This window comes from Asticcacaulis sp. AC466 (assembly GCF_000495815.1).
Lineage (GTDB): Bacteria > Pseudomonadota > Alphaproteobacteria > Caulobacterales > Caulobacteraceae > Asticcacaulis.
The window spans coordinates 185,507-201,488 of record NZ_AWGE01000005.1 but is presented as its reverse complement, the minus strand read 5'-3'; the positions used below and the strand labels follow the sequence as shown (position 1 = coordinate 201,488).

General features: G+C 58.8%; 11 protein-coding genes and 1 riboswitch. Of the genes, 4 read left to right on the top strand and 7 right to left on the bottom strand.

Going from position 1 to position 15,982, the window contains the following annotated elements; all coding sequences use genetic code 11:
• Positions 1–88: 88 nt before the first annotated feature.
• Both AEAC466_RS28120 and AEAC466_RS0122170 read right to left on the bottom strand, forming a co-directional pair.
• Positions 89–2,521, bottom strand: coding sequence for a copper-transporting P-type ATPase (locus AEAC466_RS28120; protein ID WP_031238309.1), 2,433 nt, complete (start codon positions 2,519–2,521; stop codon positions 89–91).
• Between the two features lie 9 nt (positions 2,522–2,530).
• The gene (locus tag AEAC466_RS0122170) at positions 2,531–2,806 is read right to left on the bottom strand and encodes a metal-sensitive transcriptional regulator (protein WP_031238308.1); all 276 of its coding nucleotides are present in this window, start codon (positions 2,804–2,806) and stop codon (positions 2,531–2,533) included.
• A gap of 375 nt (positions 2,807–3,181) precedes the next feature.
• Here AEAC466_RS0122170 and AEAC466_RS28115 point away from each other — a divergent pair, with 375 nt between their 5' ends.
• Complete coding sequence (locus AEAC466_RS28115; RefSeq protein ID WP_023457104.1) at positions 3,182–4,816, top strand: Na+/H+ antiporter; 1,635 nt, start codon at positions 3,182–3,184, stop codon at positions 4,814–4,816.
• A 37-nt stretch (positions 4,817–4,853) separates the two neighbouring features.
• Here the strand turns inward: AEAC466_RS28115 and AEAC466_RS28110 are convergent, their stop codons facing one another.
• Both AEAC466_RS28110 and AEAC466_RS28105 read right to left on the bottom strand, forming a co-directional pair.
• A complete protein-coding gene (locus AEAC466_RS28110) occupies positions 4,854–6,128 on the bottom strand; it encodes a hypothetical protein (protein ID WP_023457103.1) in 1,275 nt (424 codons plus the stop codon).
• 15 nt (positions 6,129–6,143) lie between these two features.
• Positions 6,144–7,832, bottom strand: coding sequence for a S8 family peptidase (locus AEAC466_RS28105; protein ID WP_162148924.1), 1,689 nt, complete (start codon positions 7,830–7,832; stop codon positions 6,144–6,146).
• Between the two features lie 508 nt (positions 7,833–8,340).
• On the opposite strand from AEAC466_RS28105, the gene AEAC466_RS28100 reads away from it, so the two are divergent.
• Positions 8,341–10,251, top strand: a complete 1,911-nt coding sequence (locus AEAC466_RS28100; protein WP_081714546.1) for a glycoside hydrolase family 125 protein — start codon at positions 8,341–8,343, stop codon at positions 10,249–10,251.
• A 139-nt stretch (positions 10,252–10,390) separates the two neighbouring features.
• On the opposite strand, the gene AEAC466_RS28095 is transcribed toward AEAC466_RS28100, so the two are convergent.
• On the bottom strand, positions 10,391–10,582 hold the full coding sequence (locus tag AEAC466_RS28095) for a hypothetical protein (protein WP_023457100.1): 192 nt from the start codon (positions 10,580–10,582) through the stop codon (positions 10,391–10,393).
• A gap of 170 nt (positions 10,583–10,752) precedes the next feature.
• On the opposite strand from AEAC466_RS28095, the gene AEAC466_RS28090 reads away from it, so the two are divergent.
• Together AEAC466_RS28090 and rsgA are read left to right on the top strand one after the other, a co-directional pair.
• Positions 10,753–11,010 carry a DUF2171 domain-containing protein gene (locus tag AEAC466_RS28090; protein WP_023457099.1) on the top strand — a complete coding sequence of 86 codons (258 nt, stop codon included), beginning with the start codon at positions 10,753–10,755 and terminating at the stop codon, positions 11,008–11,010.
• 195 nt (positions 11,011–11,205) lie between these two features.
• Positions 11,206–12,201, top strand: coding sequence for a ribosome small subunit-dependent GTPase A (gene rsgA / locus AEAC466_RS28085; protein WP_235074166.1), 996 nt, complete (start codon positions 11,206–11,208; stop codon positions 12,199–12,201).
• A gap of 64 nt (positions 12,202–12,265) precedes the next feature.
• Here the strand turns inward: rsgA and metE are convergent, their stop codons facing one another.
• Complete coding sequence (gene metE, locus AEAC466_RS28080) at positions 12,266–14,596, bottom strand: 5-methyltetrahydropteroyltriglutamate--homocysteine S-methyltransferase (protein ID WP_023457097.1); 2,331 nt, start codon at positions 14,594–14,596, stop codon at positions 12,266–12,268.
• A gap of 101 nt (positions 14,597–14,697) precedes the next feature.
• Positions 14,698–14,901: riboswitch (cobalamin riboswitch) on the bottom strand.
• A gap of 107 nt (positions 14,902–15,008) precedes the next feature.
• Positions 15,009–15,977, bottom strand: a complete 969-nt coding sequence (locus AEAC466_RS28075) for an N-acetylglucosamine kinase (RefSeq protein ID WP_023457096.1) — start codon at positions 15,975–15,977, stop codon at positions 15,009–15,011.
• Between the last annotated feature and the right edge of the window lie 5 nt (positions 15,978–15,982).

Genomic DNA, 15,982 nt, shown 5'->3' with positions numbered 1-15,982 from the left:
TTTATACGATATTTTGGAAGCCGGAATCTGTCAAGTCGGGAGCACAGCATCGCGAATAGAGTGAGCGATCGGCGTACACGCGACGCGGTCATTTGCGATCGGGCAGCGCGTCCAGATCAACGCTGCGAATGCGCAGGCTGTTGCCGATAACGGATACGGAGCTGAACGCCATCGCAGCAGAGGCCAATATCGGAGACAGAAGCAAACCAAACGCCGGATAGAGGACGCCTGCGGCGATCGGTACACCGATGAGGTTGTAGGCGAAGGCAAAGATGAGGTTCTGTTTGATATTGCGCATGACGGCGCGGCTTAAAACGCGCGCCCGAACAATGCCGCCAAGATCGCCCTTGACCAAGGTGATGCCGGCACTTTCCATGGCGATATCGGTCCCGTTTCCCATGGCGATGCCCACTGTAGCGGAGGCAAGTGCCGGGGCATCATTCACGCCGTCGCCGGCCATCGCCACCTTGCGCCCGGCCGTGATCAGGCGCTCGATGACGTCGGCCTTGCCCTCCGGCAAAACATCCGCCTCTACCTCATCAATGCCCAAATCTTTCGCGACCGCCTTCGCGGTGATCCCATTGTCTCCGGTCAGCATAACCAGGCGCAGGTGCTCGCCCTTCAACGCCGTCAGGGCGGCCAGGGTCGATGACTTAATAGGATCGGCCACGACGATGATACCGACGGGCTTGCCATTGACCGACGCATAGATGGCGGTCTGCCCGTTATCGCGATAGGGCTGGGCAAGTGCAGCCAGCCGGCCGTCCTCACTTATAAGCGCGGCATTGCCAAGGGCGATGTCAGCACCATCGACCTGTCCGGTCACCCCCTTGCCAGATGGGGCCGTGAAGCCGGAAACCGAAAAAAGTCTAGCCTCCTTCTCCTTGGCGCCCTTGACGATAGCGTCGGCGATCGGATGCTCGCTGACGGCTTCGAGGGATGCCGCCAAGGACAGCAGCCTGCCGGCATCGAAACCGTCGATAGTTTTGACGTCTATCAGCTTTGGCCGCCCCTCCGTCAGTGTGCCGGTCTTGTCGAAGACGAGCGTGTCAATACTCTCAAACGCTTCAAGGACAGCCGCATCGCGGACAAGAATGCCGGCCTTCGCGGCGCGACCGGTACCAGCCATAATGGACATGGGGGTAGCGAGCCCGAGCGCACAGGGACAGGCAATGATCAAGACCGCGATAGCGTTCAGAATGGCGTAGCCAAGTTTAGGTTCCGGCCCGAAAACCATCCAGACAAAAAACGTGGCTAAGGACACAGCGATGACAGCCGGCACAAAATAGCCGGATACGATATCGGCGATGCGCTGAATGGGGGCGCGCGAGCGTTGGGCCTGACCGACCCGGGCGACGATCTGCGCCAACAGGGTATCGCGGCCAACCCGCGTGGCCTTCATGACGAATCCGCCCGATTGGTTGAGCGTGGCGCCCGTAACCTTATCGCCGGGACCTTTGCTTGCGGGCATGGCCTCGCCGGTAAGCATGGATTCATCAACGTGACTTGTCCCTTCGGTGACCTCACCGTCCGTCGGGATTTTTTCGCCGGGGCGCACGCGCAGGAGATCGCCGACCACCACCTGGTCAAGGTCGACGGTTTCTTCGTCTTCGCCCGTCAGGCGGTGCGCCGTGGCAGGCGCCAGCTTGAGCAGGGCTCGTATTGCGTTGCCGGTTTGAGCACGCGCCTTTAATTCTAACACCTGACCGACAAGGACCAGTGTCGTGATAACCGCCGTAGCCTCGAAATAAACCTCCGGCCCCATACCCATGGGATGAGGAAAGGCACCCGGCACCAGAACCGCCACGACCGAGTAGACCCAGGCGACCAGCACACCCAAGGCGATAAGGGTAAACATGTTGAAATGCCGTGTTTTCAGCGACTCCCAGCCGCGAACCAGAAACGGCCAGCCGCAGCCGATGGCGACCGGCGTCGCCAGGATCATCTGGGTCCACACCGATATCCCGTCGGGTATGTATTTCGACAAGCCAAAGTGCGCGCCCATGGCGAGAACAGCAACCGGTAGGCTCAAGGCCGTCGCAACCCACAGGCGGCGCGACATATCTTTCAGCTCATGATTTTCCGGCGTCTCAAGCGTAATGAGCTCAGGCTCCAACGCCATGCCGCAGATGGGGCAGGAACCGGGACCGGCTTGACGGACCTGGGGGTGCATGGGGCATGTGTAAACGACGGTGTCACCTCCCCCGCGTACGGACGGTATGTTTGGCTTAATCGACTTATCGTCGCCATTCTGGCCGGAATGACAACAGGATGCGGCACGAACCGCCTCCATCTCGCGTCCGTTCGCCTCACGCTCTGCCGGCATGAGGGTCATATGGCAAATCGGGCATGAGCCCGAACCGTCCTGGCTTATCTGTGGGTGCATAGGACAGGTGTAAAGGCCGGTGACTTCGGTCGCATCGTCACTCTGAGACTTTAGCTCCACCTCCGAAGCACCATCGTGACAAGAGGAACTTTTGTGGGCGTCAGCCTCAGAGCCGGTCGAGCGTTCGTGCGACATTGTCGCCTCCTATTCGTACTTCTTGAGAAGCCCCATTATCTCGGCAAGCTGCTTGTCGCGACTAGAGTCATCGCCGCATTGGCAGGACCTGACGAGGCAGGATTTCATGTGGGTTTCCAGAACGCTCAGCTCTATCGTCTTGATGGCGCTGCGCACGGCGCGAAGCTGGGTAAGGATATCGACGCAGTACTGACCTTCCCTCACCATACGCTTGATGCCCTCAATCTGACCCGCTGCGCGATTTAGGCGCGGTATTTGTTCAAGGTGGGAAGGATGTTGCGACATGATGACACCTATGGATATAGACCGCGACCTATATACCCCCATGGGGTATGTGGCAAGTTACTAAACTAGGATTCCCTTGCGACGGTCCAGCGGCATGCGGTAACTTTGTAAATGACGCGCCATCACGGTGTGTCCGGTGACGGCGTATCGCTAATGTGCCATGCAGATGCGGAAATGGTTGTCATCCGCCGGTTGCGAGCGTTAGGGATAGATCAACGCAAGGAATCACCTCGCTTCGGCGCCGGTTTTGACTTTCCCGCACGCGGCGTCCGCCATGGCTGATGTGGCCGAGTCTTTCATCGCACTGATCCGTCATCCTCGGCACGCGTTCAGTCGTTTCAAATCTATGTCTATACACAAAAGGGGTTCTTCTCTTTGGAGACCATTTCCATAATCCTGATCCTGCTGTTCGCGGTTGTCGTCAGCGGACTCATCAATCGCGTACTGCCGTTCAACCTGCCCCTTCCGCTTGTTCAGATAGGGCTTGGCGCGTTGATGGCAACCGTTCTGACGGTGGGCGTGGAACTGGATCCGGAAATTTTCTTTCTGCTTTTTCTCCCGCCGCTTCTCTTTCTCGATGGATGGCGCATACCGAAGGAAGGTGTCTTCAGAGACATCAGCACCATTCTAGAACTGGCGCTCGGACTGGTGATCTTTACCGTTATCGGGATCGGCGTTTTCATCTTCTGGCTGATACCGGACATGCCGTTGCCCGTTGCGTTCGCCCTAGCTGCCGTGCTCGCACCAACCGACCCCATTGCCGTGTCAGCTATCGCCGCGCGCGTTCCCATCCCTAAGCGGCTGATGCATATACTGGAAGGTGAAGCGCTTTTGAACGACGCTTCAGGCCTTGTCTGCCTTCGCCTAGCGATCGCCGCCGCCTTGACGGGCACCTTCTCCTTCGTCGGCGCGGTGACGACGTTTGCCTGGCTGGCGATCGGCGGGCTCAGCATCGGTTTTGCCGTGTCGTGGTGCGCCGGGCGCGGCAAGCGTTGGATTTCGAAGCGATTTGGCAGCGATCCGGGCTCGTTCATCCTTATCAGCCTGCTCATTCCTTTTGCCGCCTACCTGCTGGCCGAGCATTTTCATTGTTCGGGCATCCTGGCGGCAGTTGCGGCCGGGTTCACTATGAGCTTTGTTGAAAACCCCGCCAGTTCGCCGGCAATCGGTCGCATTCGGCGCGACGTTGTCTGGGACATGGTGCAATTCGTCGCAAATGGCGTCATCTTCATTCTCCTTGGGGAGCAACTTCCCAAGATCCTCGCCGGCGCGATGGTTACGGCGCGCCAAATCGGACATCCTGAGCCTTGGTGGCTGCCGCTCGACGTCGTCATTATCACGACGGTGCTCATATCCGCGCGTTTCCTGTGGGTGTGGATATCCCTGCGTTTTACAATGTTTCGCGCCAGAAAACGGGGTGAAACACCACAGAGGCCGCATCTGCGCCTTGTCGCGGCCACGTCGCTGGCCGGCGTCAAGGGGGCGATCACTCTTGCGGGCATACTGACACTGCCACTGGCGCTGACGGACGGAACAGCCTTTCCCACCCGAGACCTGGCGATCTTCCTCGCAGCAGGCGTCATCGTCCTATCACTGATCATTGCCAGCATCGGCTTGCCTTTGGTGCTGAAAAACCTGTCCGTGCCGGCGGAGACCTCCGAATCCGAAGAGGATATCGCCCGGGTCGCAGCCGCCGAAGCCGCGATCAAGGCTATCGAAGAAGCCCAACATACATTGGCGGTCGGTCGAGCCGACGCGGACATCTATGCTCAGGCGGGCTTACGTGTAATGGCACGTTATCGTCACCGGATAGATGCGGTCATCGTTACCCTCGACAACCCTGAGAGTTCGCGTCATCTGCGTCAAGTCGAGCGCGAACTCCTGAAGGTCGGTTTGGTCGCGGAGCGCCGCGAAATCATGCGCCTGGGTAACGAAGGTCATGTCGGTTCTGAAGCCGTCAAAACGCTCATTCGCGAGGCGGATCTGTCGGAAGCCCGCATGATAAGTTGACTGGCAATATCAGTTGACCGGAGATCGGCCTCGGTCGTTACCCATCGATGACCTTGGCAACCAGCTCCCCGGTCAAAGGCTTGGCGATATCCATGTGGTCTTCGATAAAGGTATCGGCCAACACGTTCTGAATCTTGCCATTGCTCGGCGCGAATGTCTCGACGGTGATCGCCACGGCACCTGAATGTTGCGCGCCGTTGGCGCCCATGGCACCAAACGGGCTGGTGGCACCGCCGCCGAATATATTGTCCGGCGCCCCGACGGCGGCAGCCTGGACACCACTGACCATTGAGGCGTAAAAATAGGCGTAATAGTTCGCCTTGTCCTTATGCGTGTGGGTGATCACAAAGGGCCCGTCGACATTGTTCGGCGCCTTAACATAAACACCGCCCCTTTCCTTGGAAAGGCCGTGCTGTGAATAAGCCGCCTGCAAAAGGGTGACGCTCTTAAGCGGCAGTTTCGTATTACCCGTGTAGCTGTTGGCGAACGACGTCACTAGCCGTCCACCGAAGCTGTGACCTATCAGGTGGAGATCATATGTTTTGGGCCATGTCGCTGCGGCGAAGGTCGCAGCCAGTTGGGCGCCAACAATGCCCGCCCGCTTCTTCATCTCAAAATAGGTCGCCTGGTTCAATACCCAGGCCACCGCCATACGCGGCCCCTTCACAATGGCCTTGACCACATCGTCGACGCTGGCGGCCTGAGCGTCGTCGGGGACCGGGGGCGGCTCCTGCAACGCCAGAAAGGCCGCGTCGAAATCGCCGTCGACCAGATCAGTATCAGGCAGGCCTGCGACGACTTCCGCGTCGGCGCCGGGCGCCACCTTGTCCCTGAGGATCAGGAACAGGTCCTGGGCCGCGCCCTCCTCAATCGCCTTGTTGACCGCGTCGGCCAGCTTTTTGCTGCTGACACCTAAAAGGGTGGCCGTTTCCGTCCGTAGGTCGTTAAGCCGCTTTTGGGGGAGATCGCCCGCCTCTTCAGGCGCATCCGCGCTGAGGGCGTTTATCTGCGCCTGGTCGAGGTGGTCGACAAAATAGGGATCATAGGTTTTTGATGGCCAGTTCAGGCAAACAAGCAAGGTATCCGTCTGGGTCTGTGGCCGATGAGCCAGGACCTGTTGCCACAGAGGGCCGTACTGATGGCTTGCGTCATCTATATTGGTCTTCCATCCGTGCGACAGGACCACGATCCGTGTGATGGCGTCAGTAAAGGCGGCGGTGACCATATCCAGACTATCTCCGTCCGTGAACAGGCCCTTTTCATCAACGCGCAGCCAGACATGGGGTGTGTTCAGTTCGTTGAGTGACGTCATCGCTGAGGTTTCCTTTTAAACCTGAAGGAAGGCACGCATGAGATCGATCATGCCCTTGCCCTGAAAGGCCGGTACGCGTTTCAGATCGGTGGCGGTGTCCATGAACAGGGACTTCACCGCATCCGGATTGTTACGATATTCGCTGCGCCACGACATCAAGGCCGCCGCAGCACCCGACACATGCGCCGTGGCCTGGCTGGTGCCCGACTGTTCACAAAACCAGGCCGTCCCATCGGTAGCGCCGGCCTGCTGTTTGGCGTCACAAGAAATGATCCGCTCACCTGGCGCGACGAGGTCGGGTTTCATGCGGCCGTCAAGCGTGGGCCCCTTGCTGGAAAAAAACGAAATGCCGTACTGATAGGGCTTTTCGCGATGGGTCGAGCCAACGGTTATAGCGCGGTCCGCATTGCCGGGATCGGCGATCGAGCAGATATAGGCCACCGTGCTGGATTTCGACCGGACCGCCACGGTTCCACCGCCGCTATTGCCCGCGGCCGCCACCACGCAGACACCCGCCTGGACCAGGCTATTGACTTCACGGCACAATGGACTTTGCCCTGCGCCATACCAGTCCAGGTCGAATATGTACCCCAGGCTCATATTGACGCCATGAATTCGGTTTTCCTGGCTATTGGTGTTCAGCTTGCGGATGTAGGCAATGGCGGCGATGAGGAAGGACGCGCGGCCCTTTCCCGCATCATTCAGCACCTTGAGGCTGAGCAGCTTTGTCTTTGGCGCAATACCTGTCACGGACTCAAATCTTTGCGTTTCCTGGATCACCGTAGGCATACGGCTATCGCCGCCGCCTACGGCGTCGTCCTTCGCAAGGGCGTCCTCATCGATAGCGCGACTGGAAACCCGGATATCGCCGACACCGTGATCTACCGCACCGAAAAGCGTTTCGCCGGCAATGATACCGGCGATGTGCGTGCCATGGCCGAATTTGTCCTCCAGCGCTCGCGCCGCCGAATCGTCGTCGGCGGCTGCCACATCGGGAAGGGTGAAGTCGCGATGGGTCATACCGGCGGTGAGACCCAGAGTGTCGTGCGTCACAAAATGCGGATGGCGCCCATATATGCCGGAATCGGCCACAGCCCAGACAATGCCCGCGCCGGTCGTTGAAAAGGTCAGCCGGGCCGCATCTGCCTTTATAGTGCAGGCGGATTGATAGACCTGGCTGTCAAGCGGATGGTCTGGCCAAATACGGTATAGCGGTGCGCGCTTGAGCGACGAAACCGTCCGTTTTTCGCCTCTTGGCCTGTAGGCCTCTCCCCCGCTGCTTTGCTGGTTGTCCAGAGCGATACGCTGTAAGGTGGCTTGGGTGAGGATGGCGAATGCGTACTTTTTCGTCGCCAGTGAATTGCGCAGGTACACCTCGTCTGCCGACGTGGTCTCGAAATAGAAGGGTTGAGCGACCCTATCCCCCGCCGTTTCTGGAGTCTCGATTCTGTAGCCGTATTCCTCGTAGCAGCGATTGAGCAGGTCCCACCCTATGGAGACGAAACGCTCGAAGAAACGTCGCCGCGCGGTGTTTACGCCATCCTCGTAATTTTCGTTGAATTCGATGATCACGGGATAGCGTTCCTGGGCCGCCGTCTCGCCGCCCGACCGACGCGCTTGAACACGAAACGCCCTGACCAGATCCTTGGAGAACAGCCCCCCAGCCAGAATGGTGTCCAGATTTGAAGTTCTGCCCTCCGTCATAGCCACCTCCATGAATGCAGAAGGGTTAACGCAAAAGCCGCAATCGTCAATCCTATGGTTGATTTTTTTCAATCAAAAGTAGGTTTTTCTTTATTGTCTCAATAAGGCCGCGACGAACGGTTATGCCACGGATACGAATGCGGCCTCATATTTTCGAAATAGAGATGGTCCTCGTCGGCGTCGGGATCGGGTCGGTAAAACGTTCATAGGGCTTCATCAGTCAGATCTCCCAAATAGCTTTCCACACGGCGCCGAGATTTCGTCGATCCTTTCCGACTGAGAGTCTGGGCAATATACGTTCGCCAATGCCTCCTTCAGACGCGACCAGGCTATCTTGAAAAGAAGGCGGAAAATCAAATTGAAAACGCTAGGACACCGCCGCTTGCAATATCAGAAAACGGCGGCGTAGTATCACCCAAGACTGAGGCCAAATCCTCCGCTATTTTGCGAAGCCAATCGTCCCAATTTCCTTGGCGACGGACACTCCGAAGCCGGCACTGGAATACTCATGACCCTAATGCCCAAGTTTTGCGCGGCCATCACCATATGCATCATGGCCCTGTCCGTTCCCGCCGATGCGCAGCCGGGACGCATGCCGCTCAATGTCACAGATAGCGATGTGGTGCCTACGGGCAATGAGTGGATTGCCCTGCCGGAAATCAAGGCTGACGACGGCGGGATTGGCAGCTTCAACGTGCTGTCGATGCGCTATCGCGGTCTCCTCCAGGTTTCAGATCCCACAAGCGGGTCCGTCGTGCGGCCCACCCTGGCGATTGACGGTAAAGCCATTCCCATCCAGCAACTGCACTGGTCGGTTATCGCCTACTGGATACCGGTTGCACGTATGACCGTCGACGGCGTCGAATTCGAACTGACCTATTGTGCGCCGAAAGATACCCGCGCCGCCTTCATTCATATGCGCGCCCGTAATGCCGGCGCGAAACCGGTCGACGTGCAACTCGGCGCCGATATCGGTTGGGGGGCTTTCGAAAGGGTAACCTATCAGCCGGTCGCTCTGACGGGGAGGCGCACGATGCAGCCCGCCCCCTGGGTAGACGACGCCGAGGTGTTTTCATATCTGACGGACGACACACAATTCAGTTGGGCAGCCCTGCACCCCCAGATGAAACCCGCTGCATCGACGCATCGGTCAGTATCGGTGCGGTCATCAGTAACGACAGTGGCTCCCGGACAGGCGTTCGAGCGGGATATCATATTGGCCCCAGGGCTGGAGGAGTTCAGCGCACCGCATAATGCTAAGGCCTTACGCGAACGTATAGACCGCGCGGGCGCGGAAGCGGTTATCGCTGAAACGGCGAACTGGTTGGAGTCCAAGGCGCGCCAGACGGGTCGCGCCGACCTCGATCTTCTGATGAACCGCAATGCTTTCTTCACGCGCTTCTATGCCTGGGGGCGGACGATTGATACCGAAACGCTTGTGGGCGTAACGTCCCGCAGCCCGCGCTACTACGTGTCGGCGGCTTACTGGGACCGGGATGCGATGCTGTGGAGCTTTCCGGCCCTGCTGCGATTTGACCCCGCCATGGCGCGACAAGCCCTGGAATACGCTTTGACGGTCCAGTTGAAGAACACCGGCACTCACAGCCGCTTTATCGATGGTACCGTCCTTGAAGATGGCTTCCAACTCGATGAGGCCGCAGCGCCATTGAATGCCTTGGCGGATTACGTCGCCACAACGGGCGATATGGCCTTTCTACGGGCACACCGAACCGAACTCAAAAACCTCGCGGCAGCGCTCTTGAGTCATCGGGATGAAAACGGCCTTTTCAACTCCTGGCAGGATTCTCAAGACGAGTATCGCAGGCAGGCCTACCTCACCTATGATAACGTACTGACCTGGAAAGTTTTGACACAACTTTCCGCCCTTTACGCGCGTCTTGGCGAGCGCAGTGAAGCCGCCCGTTGGCGCAAGTCGGCGGACGGGCTCCGGTTGGCCATTATGCAGCGATTGGTTGTGGAAAAGGAGGGTAGTCGTATGTTCGTGGCTGGCTCGGACGGCAAAACCGACACCCTCATGGAAGATATCCCGCCTGGCTCATTAGTCAAGATCGCGGCTTTAGGCTTCGTATCAACCTCCGATCCGACTTTCCAGGCGACGATGCGCTGGCTGCATTCGCCGGCATATAAGTTCAGTTTTTCGGACAAGACCTATGGCCTGCCAGGCTCATATCGCCTGCCCTTCACCACGTCTTGGGCGCTAGCGGACCACTTGCGTCTCCCGGCCGAAAATGCCAAGGCGCTGAAAATTTTGCTCAGCACGAGCTGGGATGGCGGCATCATTACAGAGGGTGTGGACCCCGAGACGGGACAGATGGATCGCGCCGGTCGAGCTTTCGCAACTGCGGCCGGATATGTCAGCGCGACGATTTGCGACCTTTACTGTTTGCCGACCAAATAGACTCTTGTCGGTAGATGGCGGACGCCTGTCGGCAACGTCCGATGAACAGTCTACCTGCTTCACGCTCACCCTGCCCGACCGGAAAATTCAGAGCGTCGCGCCCAAGGGCCGGTGACGGATGTGACGCCTGCCCAGGGACCTATGGCGCCGAAGCGTCCAGAGTATGGGCGTTGGCGAACCCCTCCATCACACGATTGGCCTCTACAGACAGATTTATCTTGTACATGGCAAATATTGTTACGGCCAACATCACCAAGGCGGCGACGGAAATTAGGCGCGTCTGGACGGTAAATGCGGTTTGCGGCTGGGTTTTGGAGAGGTCATTTTTCATTGCCGCCAATTTAGCGCACTAGATGTAAGAAAGCACCGCTTAACATCCGCCCGACCTCCGCATTGCAACTTTATACCTTCCTGCGCAAAACCAGACAGGTCAGCTGTTCGTTGCCCGACAGACCTGACCAGCCATTATTTTTCATATGGGCACGCTTCTAGGAGACAGACATGGTAGACGCCGCAGATATCAAAGAACACGCTGAAGTCATCGGCGCAGATGGTGTCCATGTGGGCACAGTCGATCGCGTGGAAGGCAACCGCATCAAGCTCAAGAAGCTCGACAGCGGCATGGGGTCGCATAAAACCCACCATCATTTTATCAGCCTGGGTCTGGTTGCCGATATTGAAGGCGATAAAGTGCGCCTGTCGGCCAATGCCGATGTCGCCGTAACGCTCGAAGAAGAAAGCAGCGGCACCAGCGTCTGAACGTCTGGCGTCTGAACATAAAGGGGCGACGGGGTCGCGATTCCCTGCGACTGGCGTTGATATGATGCTATATCAATGCTGGTCGGGCGCGCATCATGCCCCGCCACCTCCCCTCACAGATCGCCGGAGTCCGCCAATGCTGACCGTTTTACCGCCTTGCCTGTAGTCGACCAAGCGATTTCATATTCTGAACAATTGGCACATCTGGGGTGGACCGCATTTTTTGCGAACCAAGTCGCGGACGACGAAACGGCGCTGGCGGCGCATCGTATCATAGAGGTTCACCGTACCCGCCTTGTCTCTATGTCGGTGACCGGCACCCAGCCTCTCGTCTTGCCGCACGAGCTTAAAACCGCCGATTACGCCGTCGGGGACTGGGTTTTGGTGGAAGCGGCCTCGGATCGCCTAATCCGGCGCCTTGACCGCAACACGCTGTTACAACGGCGCATTGAAGGCCGCTCGGACCCGCAACTCGCCGCGGCAAATGTCGATACCTTGTTCATTGTCACCTCCTGCAATGCCGATTTCAATCCGGCCCGGCTGGAACGCTACCTGGCGATGGCCAATGAAGCGGGCACGACGCCCGTCATTATCCTGACCAAGGCCGATATAGCCGAGGCACCGGATGCTTTTGTCGATGAAGCGCAAACCTTGCAGCGGAACCTACCGGTTATAGCCCTCAACGCCCTGGCGCAGGACGCGCCCGCCATTCTGGCGCCGTGGTGCGTCGACGGAAAGACAATTGCGTTGACCGGATCCTCAGGTGTCGGCAAATCGACCCTGGTCAACGCCCTGGGCGGACCGTCCAGGCAGACGTCGCAGGAAACAGGCGATATTCGCGAAAACGACGCCAAGGGGCGTCACACCACTACCTCGCGTTCGATGCACCTGATTCAGGGCGGTGGCTGGATCATCGATAATCCCGGCATGCGCAATCTGCATGTCAGCGGGGTCTCGGACGGCATCGACACCCTGTTCGCGGAGATTGTCGAACTGGCGGGCGCATGCAAGTTCCGCGACTGCACCCACGCCCATGAACCCGGATGCGCGGTGCGCAGCGCGATCGCTACGGGCAGCGTTTCGGCTGCCCGAGTCGAACGGTGGCGCAAACTGTTCGATGAAAACCGCGAGAGCACGCCGCAACAGACCGGACCGCGCGGCAATCGAACCATCCAGAAAAAATTCCGCTAGCCCGTGCGGCCTTTCAGTCCGGCGGCAAGATAAGCCCTTGCCGCCGGATTATTTAGGCAATCACTCAGGCAGGTGCGCGCAACCTTTCGGCAGCCGCCACCATGTTCTCCAGCGCCGGCCGGACCTCATCCCATTTACGGGTTTTCAGACCGCAATCGGGGTTGATCCAAAGCTGGGCATCGTCCAGGCGCTGACGGGCCAGCGACATCAGCTCGACCATTTCCCCGACGTCGGGAACGCGCGGACTATGGATGTCGTAAACGCCCGGCCCGATCTCATTCGGATACTTGCTCGATTTGAAGACGTCGAGAAGTTCCATTTTCGAGCGCGAGGTCTCGATGGAAATGACATCGGCGTCCATGGCGGCAATGGCGTCCATAATGTCGTTGAATTCGGAGTAGCACATATGAGTGTGGATCTGGGTTTCGTCGGCGACACCCGACGAACATAACCGGAAACTATCAACCGCCCAGTCGAGATAGGTCTGCCAGTCCCGTTTGCGCAGAGGCAGGCCTTCGCGCAGGGCGGCCTCATCAATCTGAATCATCTGAGCGCCGGCCGCTTCCAGATCACTGACTTCGTCACGGATGGCGAGCGCGATTTGCTTGCAGGCCAGTGAGCGCGGTACATCGTCACGAACAAACGACCAGTTGAGAATGGTGACGGGGCCGGTCAGCATGCCCTTCATCGGCTTGGCGGTGAGCGACTGGGCATATTGCCACCAGGCGACGGTCATCGCGTTCGGACGCGAGACATCGCCGAACAGGACCGGTGGGCGGACGTAGCGCGAACCATAGGATTGCACCCAGCCGTGCTTGGTGAAGGCGAAGCCCGACAGTTGCTCACCGAAGTACTGCACCATATCGTTGCGTTCGAACTCGCCGTGGACCAGAACGTCGAGGCCGACCTCTTCCTGCCATTTGATGGCCTGCGCCGTTTCTGCCTGAAGGAAGGTTTCGTATTGCGCATCGGAGAGATTACCCTTGGCGTGGGCCGAACGGGCCTGGCGGACGTCCGAAGTCTGTGGGAACGAACCGATGGTGGTCGTCGGGAAGGCCGGCAGGTTGAAGCGTGCGCGTTGCAGGGCGGCGCGCGAGCTGAACGCGCTCTTGCGGCGGCTGTCGGCGGCGGTCACACCTTCGATGCGTTGGCCCACGGCGAAGCTGTGCACCTTGCCGGAATTCTTGCGCGTCGCGGCGGCGGAGCTTGCCTGGTCCAGGGCGGTCTTGACCGAGCCGCGGCCATCCCGCAAGGCGCCGGCGATAGCCGAGAGCTCACTCATTTTCTGGACCGAAAAGGCCAACCACGACTTGACGTCGCCATCGAGCGCGTCTTCCAGATCAAGGTCGATCGGGGTGTGCAGCAACGAGCAGGATGGAGCGATCTGGATGAGGTCCTTGCCGCGGGCGGCAATAGCGGGTTCCAACCGGTCGACAATGCGAGCGAGGTCAGCGCGCCAGATGTTACGCCCATCAATCACACCGAGTGACAGGACCAAACCTTTGGGGGCTTCAGCCAGAACGGCTTCGAGTTGTTCAGGCGCGCGGACCAGGTCGATGTGCAGGCCGGCGACCGGCAGCGAGGTCGCGACATCGAGGTTTTCTTCCAGACCGCCGAAATAGCTGGCAACAAGGATTTTAAGGCCCGGGACCTGCGCATTGAAGGCAGCATAGGCGGTTTTTAGCGCCTTGCGGGTTTCGGCGTTGCCATCGAGGACGAGGGCGGGCTCGTCGATCTGAACCCAATCGGCGCCCGCATCGCGCAGACGAACCAGAATGTCGACATAGACCGGGATCAGCCGATCGATCAGCGACAGCGGATTAACGCCGTCGTCGCGGCTCTTGCCGAGGCGCAGGAAAGTCACAGGTCCAACCAGAACCGGACGGGTGTGATAGCCAAGCGCCTGAGCTTCAAGGAATTCATCCACAGGCTTTGTCGAGGTCAGTTTAAACGCCTGATCCTTTGCAAATTCGGGCACCATATAATGGTAGTTGGTGTCGAACCATTTGGTCATCTCCTGAGCGGGAACGCCGTGGACATGGTGGGCATGACCATGTTCACACACATCGAGTTCGACGTAGGTCTGGGAACCACGGGCCATGGCAAAATAGGTATCGAGATCGGCCTGCTCGCCATAGACCGCGGGGATGGCGCCAACCATGAAACTGGCGTCAAGCACCTGATCATAAAGCGAGAAGTCGTTGGACGGGATGATATCGACGCCCCGCGCTTCCTGACGCGCCCAATTGACGGCGCGCAGGTGCCTGGCCGTCTGCAATAGGTCGGCCTGACTGGACTTACCCGACCAGTAGCTTTCAAGGGCAAATTTCAGCTCGCGTTTCAAGCCGATGCGCGGCGTGCCTAGGGTGGCTATGGGAATTTGAGCGTTTGACATGATTTCCTCTTGGATGTGAGCCGGAAAACCAGGTGCACGCCACCGTCCCCGCAGACAGTCGTCGGCAAGGCGGCAACGCATCACCGAGGCACCCCGCCCGAGATGGATATGAGGTCTATGGCAGGTCTCCTGGCTCACGGGTCACGACCCTTGTCCGCCTTCTCGGAGTTACCCCCAATGGCAAATGGACAAAAGCTCACCGTTTACAGTTGCGGGGGCAGCTCCGGCATTGCCTTAACGGCGCACCGGCTTCCCTCTTAGCCATACGCCCAAAAGCGCATGGAACCACGACAAGATGACCATAGGTCACCAGCATTCCACAGTCAATAATGATATAAAGATATCTTTATGTCTTTATATTTAACCTAAGCATACACTCACGCCGTGTCAGGGAGATCAGAACGAGTGGTCCTCACGCAGTGGGAAAATGCTGCATCGCCTCAAGCGGAAACGGCCGCCCCAACAGCCGGGCAGCATAGAGGACCGCACCGATACTGGGCGCATAGCGGGGGCTTACAAACCGGTAGCGAGGGTGGGCCGCCTCGAGATGACGTTGCAGGGGATCGAGTATAAGACTTCCACAGCGAAAAACACCGCCGGAATAGGACAGGTCGACCGGCGCATCGGGCGCATAGTTCAATTTGAGGCGAATGGCATCGACGATCATCGCCAGTTCAAAGCCCGCGGACTCGAAAATGCGCAAGGCCGCCCGGTCGCCCTGCCCGGCCGCCTCGGCGACCCATTTCGACAGAGCCGCTATACGATCGCGCGACGGCGCTTCGCGGCCGAAGACGTAGCCGCAAATATCCAGATCGGTTTTGAGCGCCATTTCCTGCATGAATATGTCGTAGAGCGGCCCCTTGGCCAGGCGTCCGTCTGCCATGCGGGAAAAGGCATTCAGGCCGGAAATGGCGATCCAGTAGGCGGAGCCTTCGTCGGAAAACACCTCACCCCACCCACCGCCGCGGGCCGACGCCCCTTGGTGCTCACCATAACCGATCGAGCCCGTCCCAGCCACGATATTGATGCCATCCTCGCCGCCCAGCGAGCCGGCCCAGCCGCAAATCATATCGTTCCCGCACGCATATCGCCTATGGCCAAGCACCGCCTCAGGCAGAACGTCGAGCATGGCTTCGGCGGCGGAGTCTTCGCCATAGGCCGGCAGCCCGAAAAAGGCATAGGCAATGTCGGCGGGGGTTGCGCCGACTTGATCAAGCACGGAGTGAACACCAAACGACAGACAGTCGCGCAACCCGTCAAAGCCAATCTGGATATGGTAGCTCGTACCCGACTGACAGGTCGCACACACCTGGCCTGCCTCATCGACCAGCACAAACTCGGTTTTGGTTCCGCCACCGTCGACGCCGAGCAGATAGCCCATCGCAG